Here is a 13,874-nt window from a genome sequence, read left to right as displayed (position 1 = left end):
AATGCAGGCACTTATGGATAAAGTGAGCGATGATCGCAAGCATTGTAATAATACAGGCTGTTAGGTGTGGATAAATTGAAATCTGTCGAGCAAGATTAAATGATAAAAAATGCATGTACATACGCAGTATGCACAATTTTAAGATGTGGTGACCTGTGAGTATAGGTGCGCAGCTTATTAACCGAGTGATAGGTATTCGCTTGCTAGTGACATTGCTTTTATTGGCCATGGCGGCAGGCTTTACGCCTAAAGTGGTTGAGCGTGCCGGTGACGCAATCGATACGTTTTTATTGCAAACGGCGATTGACTTTATAGACTATCCTCGCCCGAACACCAGTATCACAGTGGTGCATGTCCCCGATGTTGAGTACGAAGCTTGGTTAGCTGATATTGCCGGTACCGATAGTTTTTATCGTCTACTACAAAAAGCGAAAGTAGCAGCAGAGTTGGAAACCACGGCTGCTGACCCCACTGTGCGACAGGCGGTTAATAAGCCTGTATTCGCACTCATTGCCGAGCAGCCTTTGATGCTTATTCAGGGGCGCGCCGAAAAACTCGTGGCGGCGTGGGCACAACAAGCACGGATTAAACCCGCCGCCTTGATGAGCGACCTTAAAGGGGCTGTCAAGGCGCGCAATAGTTTCGTGGTTGCCGCTAAAGAAAATCTCGTTGTTGGCGGTGGCGTGGTGTCTGGTGCTGAACATACAAAAATTCCTGTACAGCCAGTCGATTTGACTGCGCAGTTAGACTTTGCTGAATCATGGCTATCGCATTTATGGCCCATTATCGATGAGTCATACCGAGAAATTATCTCCTCCTCCCCTATTCAGCAGTTTTTGCTACCCGCGCCGAGTTTGGTTGCTCCCTTATTGGTGCAAGGCGAAGATGCGGTGGTCTATGAAAGCTTTTTGTTGCGTTTGTTGCGCTTAGGTACAGATGGGGCAAGGGGTGTCATGACTTGGCAACAAGGTACACCCGTTGTACTTGGCGGCAAAACATTAGCCATTAGTTTTGATGGCAGTGTTGTCCCGTTGTATGGCAATGCGGTGGGGGTAACAGCGCCGGTTGCACAGCTAACACTAGCAGCGGCTTTACGGGCCGACAATTTAAAAGGCTGGGTGTTAATTGGTCGCGATCAAAGCGCTGAGTTGCAAAATACGGCACAAATATTATCGGCGATTAATGATGGTGCCTATTTAACGCAGCCGGTATTAATCCCCTTATTGAAGTGGCTAATTTATATTGTGTTGTTAATGGCTTGCTTTATTGTACTGCCAAGATTATCGGTATTTAGTTTCGTTGGGTTTTTTACGGTGTTTGCTGCCGGTTGTACGATTGCACAGCTATCAACGCCTTACTTTGCTTTTTATTGGTTACCTATGGGTGATGTGTTAGCGGTGATGGGCATTGTTTTTTTATTAATGCTTGTTTGGCGCGTTAGAAGGCAATTGGATGTGGGTCTTCAAAAAAAGGTGCAAAAGCTGGCTTTAATGTCTGCACGTCTAAGCTACCATGATGGGCATTATGTAAGAGCATTAAAGCTGATTAAGCAGGTGCCGCTCGATAAACACAGTTTAAAATATTATTATAAAATTGCCGACGCCTTATTAGGTGATGGTGCTGTAAAAGAGGCTTTACCTGTATGGCGATTATTAAATAAACGTGCGGCCACTTTTAAGCAGGTTAAGCAAAAATTGGTTGAGTGTGAATCAGCCTTGCAGGTGCCAGTGGCGACAGTTACCGCTGATCAAACGCAAGTGATTGCAGGCGCAGGGGTCAGCACAGGTGGAGCACTTGAAAAGCTCGGTCGTTACCATGTGCGCAGCGTTCTCGGGCACGGTGGCAGTGGTATCGTATATGAGGGTTTTGATCCTGTGATTACTCGGGATGTTGCTCTCAAGACACTTAATCTTAATGTGTTTAGTTCACAAAACCAAAGCAAAGTAAATAATCGTTTTTTAGCTGAGGTTAAAACAGTGGGCAAGTTAAATCATCCAAATATTGTCTCTGTTTTTGACGTAGGAAAGCAAGAAAATTGGGCTTATATTGCTATGGATTTAGCGCGAGGTCAGCCCTTGACCGATTATGTAACAAAAGGTCACTTATTACCTGTTGCAGAGGTTTATTGGATAGGCTTAAAGGTCGCTGAGGCTTTGGCGTTTGCGCATCAACACAAAATTGTTCATTGTGATATTAAGCCGGGCAATATTATTTATAATCGCGAAACTTTTGATGTCAAGGTGACTGATTTTGGTATCGCGAAATGGTTAGATGCGGCTCATACCGAAACCGGCGAAATTATGGGCAGCCCATTGTATATGGCGCCAGAGCAACTAAAGGGGCACAGTGTTGTTGCGCAAACCGATATTTTTAGTTTAGGAGCCACATTGCATCAATTATTGTGCGGCTCGCCACCTTTTGATGGTCGGAGTATTGCTGAAATTCAGCAGGCAGTGTTATATGCAAGGCCGGAGTCTGTACGCACACTCAACAAGGCTTTACCGGCAAGCGCTGCGCGAATTGTTAATCGTGCACTTAAAAAGAAGACGACAGAGCGCTTTAGTAGTGCAAGCGATATGGCTTTTACACTGAATAAAGCGATAATACGCGATTTTAAAGATGAAGCGAAAAATTGGCGGCTACTCTAATTGAGTCGTTGATTGTGAATCGAAAATTGCACATCAATATATTTATAGGTACTCAATATGTCTGCAATAATTGCTCAAATGGTCGATGGTGTTGTTGTACACCGCTTTGAATTAAGCCTTGGGGTGACCACGGTTGGCCGTCAGCCTGATAATGATATTGTTATTCAAGACCCTGCAGTCAGTGGCGCCCATGCGCATTTTTTAATTGAGAAAAATCAAGATTTTGAAGAGTATTTGGATGTGTTTGTAGAGGACTTCGGCAGTACCAATGGTACCTTTGTCAATAACTTGCCGGCGCAAAAAAAACATAAATTAGTTAATAATGATGTTGTGCGTTTTGGCTTTAATGAATTTCAGTTTATCGATGGTGCCAACATCGATATGACTCGCACCGTACATATGGCAGCGCCTGGAGATGATACGCTTTAATAGCGTTTTGAGCGTACTGTTTAATAGTTATTTACCCGTCTGACTTACAGTACCACCAAGTCCATCGGGGCTGGAATATTAGCCTCAAGGCGAATATTGTCGAGCTGTATATGTACACCTTGTTGCTCGCCGGCGACGGGTTGTATTGCAAAGCCTGTGTGTACTTGTGTAATCTCAAGCCCGCGCGTGATAAGGCGCTGTATGTCAATGCTCACCGATTGCCACTGGCCTTGCTGTGCGGGGTTAATGTCTAGTGGCTCACTGGTGCAATTGCGGCCACAGTCTAAGCTAATCTCTAAGCCATTAATGTTGTGGGCAAAGTCGATAATACGAATATCAAAATGCAATTGACCTGATTTAAATGCCGTTAGGTCAAGCCAGCTATGAGGTGTATTGGGATTGGAGTGCGGACCTGCAGTGATGCCAAAGCGTTGATTTTTGCTACCATTAAATTGGATGTCTAATACGCGGTTATGATGGCGCCCTACATGGATAATTTGCCATTGGGTATCTTTTTGTGCCGTAAACGCTCGTTGCCACGTTGGGTCGATGCAGTCCTTAAAAATATTGCCAACACCATCAAAGCACGTGGCGGCTGTATTATTTGCCGCGGTGCTGTGCATGGCATAACTCATCGCAATACAAAAAATGATCAAAGTATGGTATAGGCGTTGGCAGGTTGCTGGTGTGACAAGTAGCGGCAGGTGCATGAGAGTCTGAGTATTAGTAAAACCCCCACTCTAGCGCATGAATATGACTATTTGATGTCAGGCGGTGAGACTTGCGCGATCAGTGTTTGTAAAACCGGCCAAATATTGTTGAGAATCAATGGTTGAGCTTGGGCATTAGGGTGCAATCCATCAGTTTGCATTAAGTCTGGCACACCCGCGACACCCTCTAAAAAAAAAGGAACTCGGGCGATATTGTACTGTTGCGCCAGCGTGCGATATTGCGCAAAAAAGGGTTCTGTGTAGCGCCGCCCCAAGTTAGGGGGTAATTGTATACCCAGCAATAACACCTTGGCACCAGCGCTTTGGGTGCGGCTAATGAGCACACTAAGATTTTGCTCGATGAGCGCTAAGGGCTTGCCCTGTAGGCCATCGTTAGCGCCAAGAGCTAAAATGACAATATCGGGCGCGTTTTGCAATAACCCAGCTTGCATTTGCAGACCCGCATCTGTGGTGGCGCCGCTGACCGAGCTATTAATGACTTTGGCTGTGATGCCCGCTTGCTTTAATTGATGCTGGAGCAAAGTTACCCAGCCCTGTTCTGTTTTAATACCATAGCCAGCACTGAGACTATCACCAAGCACTCCTATTGTAATCGGGCTGACTGGAGCCACGGCACTACCTTCGTGTGATAGGTGTTGATCGCTGGAATTATTACCTGCGTATAAGGTCATAGGTGCCACGCTAAAAATAAGGCCGATGATGAGGCTTTGCAAAAAATTCATAAATACGATTCCAGATCGTTTGCCAGAGAAAGCTATGTCAGAAGCTACGCCAGAAACTATGTTAAAAGTTGTTAATCTCGCCCACTTTTTACCTAACGCAAAGCCCGATGATAGCCCTTTGCTCAATCACTTACATTGCGATATTAAAGCCGGTGAATCGGTAGCCATTGTGGGCGCTTCGGGCTCAGGAAAAACGACACTGTTAAGTTTTTTGGCCGGTTTAGATACGCCAAGTACCGGTAAAGTTCTCATTGCTGGGCAAGAAATTACCGCAATGAACGAAGAGGCCCGTGCCAAAGTGCGTGCAGAGCAGGTGGCTTTTGTATTTCAAAACTTTCAACTTATCGAAGGCTTAAGCGCGTTGCAAAATGTGTGCTTACCATTAGAGGTTAAAGGCCAAGCTAAACCTGAAGCTCAGGCGACAAAGTGGCTAGAGCGTGTAGGCTTAGGGCACCGATTAGGTCACAACCCTACGCAACTTTCGGGCGGGGAGCAACAGCGCGTTGCCTTGGCTCGGGCCTTTGCTTGCGGCGCACCGTTATTGTTTGCCGATGAGCCAACCGGTAGTCTAGATACTAAAACGGGCAATGCTATTGCTGATTTATTATTTGAGCTGTGCAGTCACAATAATCAAGCCGATCACAAGGCTAAAGCGGCGCAAACCTTGGTACTCGTTACGCATGACTTAACCCTCGCACAACGCTGCGATCGTATTTTAACATTACTCGATGGTCAGCTTGTAGAGGCGGCTTCGGTAGGCGTCAAAAGCCAAGGTGAAAAAACGACCGGGGGAGTGGCGCATTGAGCACTCATAATACCAGCGCAAGTCCATGCCACCCAGATATCAGCGGCCCAACTCTGGCTATGCAAGGCTTAAGGACGTTAAGCTTTCGCCTATTATGGCGGGGGGCCGGCGGCCGTAGTGCGGTAATGTTGATGTTATCACTGGTTGTTGCTGTGGCCGTTGTTGCAACATTAACGCTCACCACCGACCGCTTACAGGCTCTCATCTATTCTAAAGCTAGCCACTTTTTAGCCGCCGATGCACGCGTCACAGGCACCTTGCCTATCCCTGTGCAATGGCTGAGTACTTTAAAAGCTCAAGGGATTACGACTGCCACTAGCACAGGTTTTAGGGCAATGCTATTTAGCGGCCAAGGCCCAGCGCAAAAAATGCAGTTAGGTGCTGTGAAAGCAGTCTCGGCAAACTACCCGCTCAAAGGTGAATTATTAGTGGCCAATGCTCCTTTTGGTCAAGGCTTACCTCAGGCGCAAGGCCCTGCTGTGGGCGAGGTATGGCTAACGTCGCGTTTATTTGCCGCTTTAAATATTGCGCTCGGTGATGTTGTTAGTATTGGCGATGCAGACTTTACGGTGAGCAAAGCACTGATTCAAGAGCCTGATAGCCCACAAAGTGTTTTTGGGTTTGCGCCTCGAGCTTTAATTCATCAAGACGATGTGGCGAAAACCAATGCTATTAATATTGGCAGTCGTGTTAATTACAGCTTAATGCTAGCTGGCCAGCTTGCCGCCCTAAAACAAGCCGAGCAAGCACTGCAAAGTGAGCTTGGTGATCATTTTAAGTGGCAAGCGGCAGGTGAAGGTGAGGGGCCTGATGCTGGTGCCTTTAAGCGTATTACCAATTATGTGCTATTGGTAGGTGCTTTGGCATTAGTATTGGGCGCGGTTGCGATTGCGCTAGCCGCCGATGAATTTGCCAAAAATCAATATAAAACCATTGCCTTGCTCAAAACATTAGGTATAGGCCCGCGTGTATTAATACGTATATTTAGTTGGCAGTTGTTGGGGTTGTTAACCGTCGGGTGCTTGGCCGGTTTATTGTTTGGCTGGTTATTACACCTAGGCTTATTGCAGTTATTGGTCGAGCTGCTACCCGCGGCGTTACCTGCGCCTGAGTTGATTGCTTTTGTGATTCCACTGGTTGGCGGTGCTGTGGTGTTACTAGCGTTTGCAGGGCCTAGGTTTTGGGCGTTACGCAAAGCGCTACCTGTTGTTGTAATTAAATCGCAGGGCGTAACCACTCAGCCACCGCATTGGTGGGTCGGTGGTTTATTCATTACGGCTTTGGTCGCTTTATTAACTCAGCAAATTGCCCTGACAGTATTAGCGGGTGCTGGTTTATTGGGAGCCTTTTTTGCAGTGCGACTATTCGTACTGGCACTGTTTAAGCCGTTAACTCAATTACACAGTACGCTAAGTGGTGCCGCGCGTTTAGGTTTGGGGCAATGGCTGAATTACCGTCACCAAAATGCTACACAAGCGAGCGTGTTTGGTTTGATTTTTATGGTGCTATTTAGTGTGTATAGCGCGCGTACGCATTTATTAGAGGCTTGGCGTCAGCAAGTACCCGCTGGTGCACCTAATCATTTTATTTTTAATATTTATGACCATCAAAAAAATGAAGTCGCCCAGTTTATTGAGCAAAAGGCCAATAACCTTTCTGAATTTTACCCTATGAGTCGTGGCCGTATTACGGGGGTTAACGATATCACTTGGGAGCAGCAGCTCGAACAAAGCCCGAATACTCAGCGTATGAACTACGAGCGCGAATTAAATTTAACATGGTCGCAGGTGCTACAAGACGATAATGAAATTACAGCTGGTCAGTGGTGGCAGGGTGAGCAAAATGCACAGTCACCGCTTTTAATATCGATTGAGCAAGATTATGCAGAAGGCGCTAATTTACATGTGGGTGACCATGTGACATTAAGCTTGGCAGGTCAAAGTGTTGAAGCTGTGATTGCCAATACGCGCAGTTTAAATTGGCAAAGTATGCGACCTAACTTTTTTATTATATTTAATAAAAAGCCTGCTCCTTTTGTTGCGAGTAATTGGATTACAAGCTTTTATTTGCCATCGGCACAAAAAACAATGATTAATGATTTAATGCAGCGCTACCCATCCATTACTCTTGTCGAGGTGGATCAAGCGCTGGCTACGGTAAAATCACTTATCGACCAATTAGGTTTGGCTGTTGAATATTTATTAGTTCTGATGATATTGGCCGCTGCTATGGTACTGGCTGCGAGCTTATTGGTCACGCTGCCTTTACGTATGCGCACAGCCTCATTACAACGAGCTTTTGGTGCCCCAAATACATTAATTCGCCGAGCTTTGTGGTGTGAGTTTTTAATATTAGGCGCTATTGCCGGCGTTGTTGCGTGTGTAGGCGCTGAGTTATTGGTACGGTTTTGGTTGGCGGGTGCATTGCAGTTAACCGAGCTAGGTATGCTGAGTGTATGGTATTGGGGTGTTCCCTTGGCGATGGCCATTTTAGGGGGCGCGGGTATGCTGGCTACACGGCGTGTGTTAACGGTGGCACCGGTACAGTTATTAAAAGCAACGAGTTAATTTTTGGCTATTAAGGTTAACATGATGTTGTAGCATCGCCACCAGCTTGGTGACTCAAAAGTCCGCCATGTTAAAGCGTTTAAGCCAGTGAATGCGTATAGGGGCAACATTACGGGATAATGTTTGTGATATGAATTTTAATTAATCAATAGCACCTTTACACTTTGAGGTTGCATTTAAGAGAGAAGAATACGATGCTAAAAAAATTAAAAACGCAACTTATCATCATGGCAGCCACAGCAAGTATGGTGAGCTTGACTGCTCATGCCTCGGCAACACAAAAGGAAGAGCAAAAGAAAGAGACACCTAGTATTAGCTTTAAAAGCACCGCTTTGGCACAAGGCGTTTATATGCTTGAAGGAGTCGGCGGTTTTGCCGGTGGTAATATGATGGTAACTGTTGGCGACCAAGGCGTTGTTATGGTTGATAATAGCATGTCACCATTTTTAGATACCCTCAAAGAAACGCTTGGACAGTTGACGAATAAACCCGTCGATTTTTTAATTAATACCCACGTGCATGGCGATCATACGGGCAATAACGCAGCAATGGGGGCAGCTCATACCCATATTATTGGCCACCAAAATTTACGTACACAAATGCTAGAAAAAGGCGTACCAGGGGCCGATGGGCCGGTTAAAGCGTCGTCGGCTATTTTACCCATGTTAACTTACACCGATCAAATGGGGCTACATTTGAACCAGCGTGACATGCAGCTTGTACATGTACCCAATGCCCACACTGATGGCGATAGTGTGATTTATTTGCCAGTACAAAACATTATTCACGCAGGCGATGTATTTTTTAATGGCTTGTATCCCTATATTGATTTAGCCAGTGGCGGCAGTGCAAAAGGGTATTTAGCTGGTCAAAAAGCCATTTATGCAATGGCTAATGACAGCACTAAAATAGTCCCAGGCCATGGCCCCTTAGCCACCCGAGCAGACCTTAAAAAAGCAATTGTGATGCTAGAGGCGGGTATTCAACAAGTACAAGCGATGATTGATAAAGGCTTAACAGAGGATGCGGTTGTGGCTAAAAACCCTTTAGCTAAGTATCACGATACTTGGAATTGGAGCTTTATTACTACCGAAAAAATGACCCGTACACTGTATAAAAGTCTAAAAGGTGATGTTGGTATTGCTGCTGCTGAGCATAGTCACTAATAGCAATTATGACCTAAAGGTTATGAGCGCTTTTCTCACTACTGAGCGCTGCTGGATAGAGTAGCTCGCCTCTTAATTGTTTAAGGGCGGGCTACTAGTGCTGCTAAGGGCCTGTGCGCTTAAAAACCGCTGCGTTCAAGTTACGATTTATGCTTTGAGCGCCATGTCGGCCATTGCCATAATGCTAGCAAAAGAATGGGCGCCGGCAATAAATAAACCATTGTGGCAAAACATGGCATCAGCAATACCGGTGGCTTCTTGTAGAGCTTGATCGGATAAGCCTGCCCAAGCTTTAGGGAGTGATTTTTTGTTTTCGAACGAACCTAGCTCTACGGGCACGGTTTGAATACGCCACTGACCTGTTTGCGAAGGGTAAATGATAAATAGCGCCTCTTGAGATAAGGCGTTAACGGTTTTTTTCCAAGGAGTGTACTGCTCTAAGACAATGACTCTTGGGTCTTTGGCGTTTTCGATGGCTTTGGCCACAATCGCTTTAGCGCTAATGCCACCACTGGCAGAGGCAATAAATCTTGTTAAGATACGCGATGCAAATTCTACTGCTTCATCAAAACCTGCGTCAAAGTCACCATCTTCTTGCCAAGTGGGGTTAAACATTGAAACGGTTTGGCTAAGGCTAATACCTGTCGTCACACCTTCGACATGCCCGCAATCAATGGCGTCAATGGTTGATACAAGACCTGCATCAATAGCAGTGGCAATATCTTGGTTGTTTTGGCATATGGCTAAGCCATATTTTTTCCAAATTAGGCCAAACGACGAATAGGGAATGCCATTGTCGCGCTCGCCAGCGCCACCGCGCTGATGATGATCAAAGCGATCGGTATCTGGGTCATAGATACCGCCCACATCGAGTACAATGTCGGCTTTGGCGATAAGGTCTAAGTCGCGTGTACGCACGAGTGTATAATTAGGAAATAGCTGCTTAAGTGCTGCGACACTAAAAACATCATCTGCGTGAAAATTACCGTTGTGCGTTGCTATCGTTTTATCAGTCATGGATTTTACATCGTATTTAAAGGTAAAGAGAATACGCGAATTACACCCAATGTGAAACGGGCAGTGTGATCCTTTGCACAGCTTAGCAATCCAATCCCACTTTGAGTGGTTTGTAGCGAGTTGGGCTGTATCAGTGTGGCGTAAATTGGGCGGTGCTAATAATAGTCTTGCATGACAGCCTTTGTTGCAAGCTTATGTGGCAATCTAAAGCTCACTCCAACAGTGCAGGCTATAAGGCAAGACAGAGGTAAATAAAGTAATGAGTAACCAACAAGCTAGCTGGCAGCACCACTATCACAAGCAGGGCTATGGCGTTGTGAGAGCGTATTTTTCGGCGGCTGATATAGCATCGCTTAAAAAAGTGATATTAAAATTCCATACCCTATGGAAGCAAGAGAATCCTGAGCTGTATCAAGATGACGGATTTAACTCTTCGTTAATTACTGGCAGCGAGTATTTAGGTGCTAATGACAGGCAAACATTATTTAATATGATAGGCAGTCCAAAAATCATGGATATTGTGACGTCAGTCATCACGGGCGAGCCGGCCTTTATGAATACGCAGCTGTTTTTTGACCCCTGCAATAGCGAGCAAAAAAACTTTTGGCACAGGGACTGTCAGTATGATTTTGATGTTGAAGGTCAAAAAAAAGTTATTCATGAAACCCAGGTCTTACATATTCGCATTCCTTTATTTGATGAGCCGGGAATGGAACTTGTGCCCGGCTCGCATAAGCGCTGGGATACCGAAGAAGAAATGGATGTCAGGCTAGAGCGAAAAAAACGCAGTAGCAGCGAAGCGCTGTCTACGGGTAAAACCATTGCTTTATCGGCCGGTGATGTATTGTTTTTTTCGGCCGATATGATTCATCGCGGCCTTTATGGGCAGGGGCGATTAGCTTTTGATATCTTAGTGTTTGATTCGGCGGGCGATTATATTGATTATGTTGATGACGATTGCTTGCCCAGCAATGCGATGCTGCAGTCTATTGCAGACCCTCGCTTATTTACGACAACGCTGGCATTAAAAGCTAAAGCACAACATTTGGCGGCCGTTTGATCTGCAGCGTGCATGCTGGGCGTGGTTGCTCGAGTATTGCGTGGGTGTAAATGGCGATACAAAAAAGTCTTACCGACAGTGCCGATAAGACTTAATGTTCATAAACTTGCTAAGAGGCGTAACGAGCGCCTTGCCGAGAAAAAACCTACATCTAATTGGGCAAATTATTATTGCCTCGCCCCTTAGTTTTTCGCCGTGATGCAATAAAGGCTATTTCTTTTCCCAAGCGAAGGGGGCAAAAGCTTCATCGACGGGAGTTTGCGCAACATGGTTAGTATAGTTGCTCATGACTTTTTGGCTGAGCCCTAAAATAATTTCTAAGACGTTTTGTTGGCTGTAACCCGCATCATAAAAATTTTGTGTTTGCTGAGCATTAAGCTCGCCACGTTGGCGCACCATGGCTAAAGTAAAGTCGCGTAAAGCTTCTAGTTTTGCGTTAGGCAGTGGTGTTTCATCACGCAAGGCATTTGTAATATCGTCAGATACTTTCATTGATTTGGCAATGCCTGTATGTGCTGGCACGCAGTAATGACAGGCATGTTCAACATTAATTGTTTGCCAGACGACAGTTTTTTCATCAGCATCAAAGCTGCTATTAAGAAATAAATCATGTAGTACCTGATAACCCTCTAACAATCCTGGGGCTTCGGCCATCACAGCATGCAAATTTGGCAGCATACCAAAGGCTTTTTGTGAGTTTTCGAGCAGCGGTTTAGAGGCTTCAGGTGCGCTGTTTTTATCGTGTAGGGTAAAAGAAGTCATGTGTTCGTTCCTTTTTTGAGTGATTGTTCAATTAAGGGTTTTATCTTAGTTGTACAAACGTGGGCGGTCAAGTTAAAATTGAGCGATTATTCAAAATCAATTTGGCCTGCTTGTTTAAGGCCTTTACACGAGAACCATACATGGCCCGTACAGCTAACTTTGATCGCCAAGTCGCCTTAGATAAGGCCGTAAAATTATTTTGGTTAAGGGGATATTACGCCTCTTCTATGAAGCATATCGAAGCCGCACTCGATATGCGCCCAGGTAGTTTATATGCCGCATTTGGTAGTAAAAGCGGGTTATTTAGCGAAGCGCTTGATACGTATGCGACCCGTACGGGTAATGATTTTGACCAAAGAGTTTACAGTGCTCCGAGTATTGTAGAGGGCTTGCAGCAGTACTTACGCTCTCTTGTTGCGCCGTGTAGTGACCAAACCCCTGCGCAAGCGTGTATGTTGGTGAAAACACTATTAGAGGTAAATACCGAAGATGCCGCTTTACGCGCTAAGGCCGATGCCATGCTGGCCGTCATTGAGCAAAAGCTGTGTGAAGCTCTCCAGCAAGCTGCCACGCAAGGCGAGTTGCGCGCCGATGTTGAGTGTTCACGCTTAGCGCGGTTGTTGCAGGCGCAAATTATGGGGGTGCGTGCATTTGCTGAGCGCCGTGTGCCGAGCGATCAAATGATAGCCCTTGCCGATGATATGGTGAGCTTGCTTGATATATACCGAACAAGCCAATCATTGCCTAGTCACTAAATGTATAAATACTCGTTACTGTGAGCGGGCCATGTTAATAAACGCCTGCCAAGTGAGTACTTCAACACGGCTGCCTTCGAGTGCAAGGTTACGAGCAAAAGCTTGGCCTAAGGTGGCAACACGAATACCGCGGGCTTTTTTGAGTGGGCCAATAAGCAGGGGGGTTAATAGCGGCCAAATAGCCAACGTTAGCGCTTGGCTAAAACCGTAGCGATTTGTGGGTGTTAATATCATACTGGGGTGAAATAAGCTTAAGCGCCTAAAGCTTAATGCCTTCAGCCCATCTTCTAGTTCGCCTTTGCTGCGCAAAAAAAACGATGCTGATCTACTATTGGCACCAATAGAGCTCAATAATGAAAAGTGCGTAATATCTGCCTCTTTAGCGGCGTGCCCAAAATTCAGCACCGCATCGCGATCAATCTTTAAAAAAGCGGCTTTAGAGGTTTTAGACGGTTGGCCTACACCCAGTGTACATATAGCCGCATCCATATTATTAAGGTGCAGGCTGTAGCTGCTTGGGTCTTCAATATCAATAATATGCTGAATAATTTTATTGTGCGTTAGCGCTGTAAATTCGCGCCGGCCAAGTAACGTTATTGTGGCGATATTATCTTGTGTGATTAACGTACGCACCACCTCGGTACCCACAGCGCCGGTGGCGCCGATTATAACAACGTTAAGTGCTGTATTTTGCGTATTAGTTTGAACATCTTGTGTTAGCATTTTGAAGCCTTGAATCGCGGTATTCAGATAGCTGTACTGTGATTGTGTGGTGCATTTGTTCTGAGTATATTTTTCTTGAGTGCATTGTAAAAGCGATGATTATACGGTTAAAAGCGCAAGTATTATAGGTGAGTGGTCTTTTCTATTTGCTATAGGGCCATTTTTATGCGGACTACTTGGCCAGTGGTGATTGCTATAAGTAAGTCAATACCTTATTTCCTTTCAGAATGTAACGCGTGTATTTTAATGTCCATATTATTTATTTTGCCTCGGGTGATTAAAAGACACTAATAAGTACTGTTCAATAGAGCTTAGAGGCCGCGTTAATTTTTAGCGTAAATCCAATGTTTAATTAAGGCCTTACTTGGACTTCGGTGTTAGTTTTTTTGTAAGTTATTGATTTTTAATTTATTTTTTGTTTTCTTGCTAGCTGGTGGCTACTGGTTAAGTGATTAAAGGCTACTCAATAAATAATTAATTTTAATAAAT

At 45.2% G+C, this 13,874-nt stretch carries 12 protein-coding genes; 7 read left to right on the top strand and 5 right to left on the bottom strand.

Annotated elements, in window-relative coordinates:
• Window positions 1-155: 155 nt before the first annotated feature.
• Both AC438_RS10910 and AC438_RS10905 read left to right on the top strand, forming a co-directional pair.
• The gene (locus AC438_RS10910) at window positions 156-2,648 is read left to right on the top strand and encodes a serine/threonine-protein kinase (RefSeq protein ID WP_053981293.1); all 2,493 of its coding nucleotides are present in this window, start codon (window positions 156-158) and stop codon (window positions 2,646-2,648) included.
• A gap of 57 nt (window positions 2,649-2,705) precedes the next feature.
• The gene (locus AC438_RS10905; protein ID WP_053981292.1) at window positions 2,706-3,077 is read left to right on the top strand and encodes an FHA domain-containing protein; all 372 of its coding nucleotides are present in this window, start codon (window positions 2,706-2,708) and stop codon (window positions 3,075-3,077) included.
• A gap of 44 nt (window positions 3,078-3,121) precedes the next feature.
• Here the strand turns inward: AC438_RS10905 and AC438_RS10900 are convergent, their stop codons facing one another.
• Together AC438_RS10900 and AC438_RS10895 are read right to left on the bottom strand one after the other, a co-directional pair.
• Window positions 3,122-3,700: a putative glycoside hydrolase gene (locus AC438_RS10900; RefSeq protein ID WP_156317065.1), complete on the bottom strand. Its 579-nt coding sequence runs from the start codon at window positions 3,698-3,700 to the stop codon at window positions 3,122-3,124.
• Window positions 3,701-3,834: 134 nt separating this feature from the next.
• Entirely contained in the window at window positions 3,835-4,530 is a 696-nt protein-coding gene (locus AC438_RS10895) for an arylesterase (RefSeq protein WP_202904749.1), read from the bottom strand.
• 58 nt (window positions 4,531-4,588) lie between these two features.
• Between AC438_RS10895 and AC438_RS10890 the strand changes: the two genes are divergently transcribed.
• The 3 genes from AC438_RS10890 to AC438_RS10880 all read left to right on the top strand — a co-directional run bounded on the left by AC438_RS10890 (window position 4,589) and on the right by AC438_RS10880 (window position 9,068).
• Window positions 4,589-5,335, top strand: a complete 747-nt coding sequence (locus AC438_RS10890) for an ABC transporter ATP-binding protein (RefSeq protein ID WP_082354114.1) — start codon at window positions 4,589-4,591, stop codon at window positions 5,333-5,335.
• Window positions 5,332-7,902 (top strand): ABC transporter permease, encoded by a 2,571-nt coding sequence (locus AC438_RS10885; protein WP_053981289.1) that lies wholly within the window; start codon window positions 5,332-5,334, stop codon window positions 7,900-7,902. The genes AC438_RS10890 and AC438_RS10885 overlap by 4 nt, the downstream gene beginning before the upstream one ends.
• A gap of 194 nt (window positions 7,903-8,096) precedes the next feature.
• The gene (locus AC438_RS10880) at window positions 8,097-9,068 is read left to right on the top strand and encodes an MBL fold metallo-hydrolase (RefSeq protein ID WP_053981288.1); all 972 of its coding nucleotides are present in this window, start codon (window positions 8,097-8,099) and stop codon (window positions 9,066-9,068) included.
• 147 nt (window positions 9,069-9,215) lie between these two features.
• On the opposite strand, the gene AC438_RS10875 is transcribed toward AC438_RS10880, so the two are convergent.
• On the bottom strand, window positions 9,216-10,085 hold the full coding sequence (locus tag AC438_RS10875; protein ID WP_053981287.1) for an MYG1 family protein: 870 nt from the start codon (window positions 10,083-10,085) through the stop codon (window positions 9,216-9,218).
• Window positions 10,086-10,344: 259 nt separating this feature from the next.
• Between AC438_RS10875 and AC438_RS10870 the strand changes: the two genes are divergently transcribed.
• A complete protein-coding gene (locus AC438_RS10870; protein WP_053981286.1) occupies window positions 10,345-11,145 on the top strand; it encodes a phytanoyl-CoA dioxygenase family protein in 801 nt (266 codons plus the stop codon).
• A 210-nt stretch (window positions 11,146-11,355) separates the two neighbouring features.
• Here AC438_RS10870 and AC438_RS10865 read toward each other — a convergent pair whose 3' ends face one another.
• On the bottom strand, window positions 11,356-11,907 hold the full coding sequence (locus tag AC438_RS10865) for a carboxymuconolactone decarboxylase family protein (protein ID WP_053981285.1): 552 nt from the start codon (window positions 11,905-11,907) through the stop codon (window positions 11,356-11,358).
• A 140-nt stretch (window positions 11,908-12,047) separates the two neighbouring features.
• On the opposite strand from AC438_RS10865, the gene AC438_RS10860 reads away from it, so the two are divergent.
• Entirely contained in the window at window positions 12,048-12,662 is a 615-nt protein-coding gene (locus AC438_RS10860) for a TetR/AcrR family transcriptional regulator (protein WP_053981337.1), read from the top strand.
• 15 nt (window positions 12,663-12,677) lie between these two features.
• Here the strand turns inward: AC438_RS10860 and AC438_RS10855 are convergent, their stop codons facing one another.
• Window positions 12,678-13,385, bottom strand: a complete 708-nt coding sequence (locus tag AC438_RS10855; RefSeq protein ID WP_053981284.1) for an NAD(P)H-binding protein — start codon at window positions 13,383-13,385, stop codon at window positions 12,678-12,680.
• Window positions 13,386-13,874: the final 489 nt, after the last annotated feature.

Source organism: Marinagarivorans algicola, assembly GCF_001292705.1.
Classification (GTDB): Bacteria; Pseudomonadota; Gammaproteobacteria; order Pseudomonadales; family Cellvibrionaceae; genus Marinagarivorans; species Marinagarivorans algicola.
This window is presented reverse-complemented; position numbering and strand designations above follow the sequence as displayed.

Bases quoted from the DNA above. Each gene is read 5' to 3' on its own strand.
- AC438_RS10880 (WP_053981288.1), top strand. From the start codon at position 8,097: ATGCTAAAAAAATTAAAAACGCAACTTATCATCATGGCAGCCACAGCA.
- AC438_RS10860 (WP_053981337.1), top strand. From the start codon at position 12,048: ATGGCCCGTACAGCTAACTTTGATCGCCAAGTCGCCTTAGATAAGGCC.
- AC438_RS10855 (WP_053981284.1), bottom strand. From the start codon at position 13,385: ATGCTAACACAAGATGTTCAAACTAATACGCAAAATACAGCACTTAAC.
- AC438_RS10905 (WP_053981292.1), top strand. From the start codon at position 2,706: ATGTCTGCAATAATTGCTCAAATGGTCGATGGTGTTGTTGTACACCGC.
- AC438_RS10875 (WP_053981287.1), bottom strand. From the start codon at position 10,085: ATGACTGATAAAACGATAGCAACGCACAACGGTAATTTTCACGCAGAT.
- AC438_RS10890 (WP_082354114.1), top strand. From the start codon at position 4,589: ATGTTAAAAGTTGTTAATCTCGCCCACTTTTTACCTAACGCAAAGCCC.
- AC438_RS10870 (WP_053981286.1), top strand. From the start codon at position 10,345: ATGAGTAACCAACAAGCTAGCTGGCAGCACCACTATCACAAGCAGGGC.
- AC438_RS10900 (WP_156317065.1), bottom strand. From the start codon at position 3,700: ATGCACAGCACCGCGGCAAATAATACAGCCGCCACGTGCTTTGATGGT.
- AC438_RS10895 (WP_202904749.1), bottom strand. From the start codon at position 4,530: ATGAATTTTTTGCAAAGCCTCATCATCGGCCTTATTTTTAGCGTGGCA.
- AC438_RS10865 (WP_053981285.1), bottom strand. From the start codon at position 11,907: ATGACTTCTTTTACCCTACACGATAAAAACAGCGCACCTGAAGCCTCT.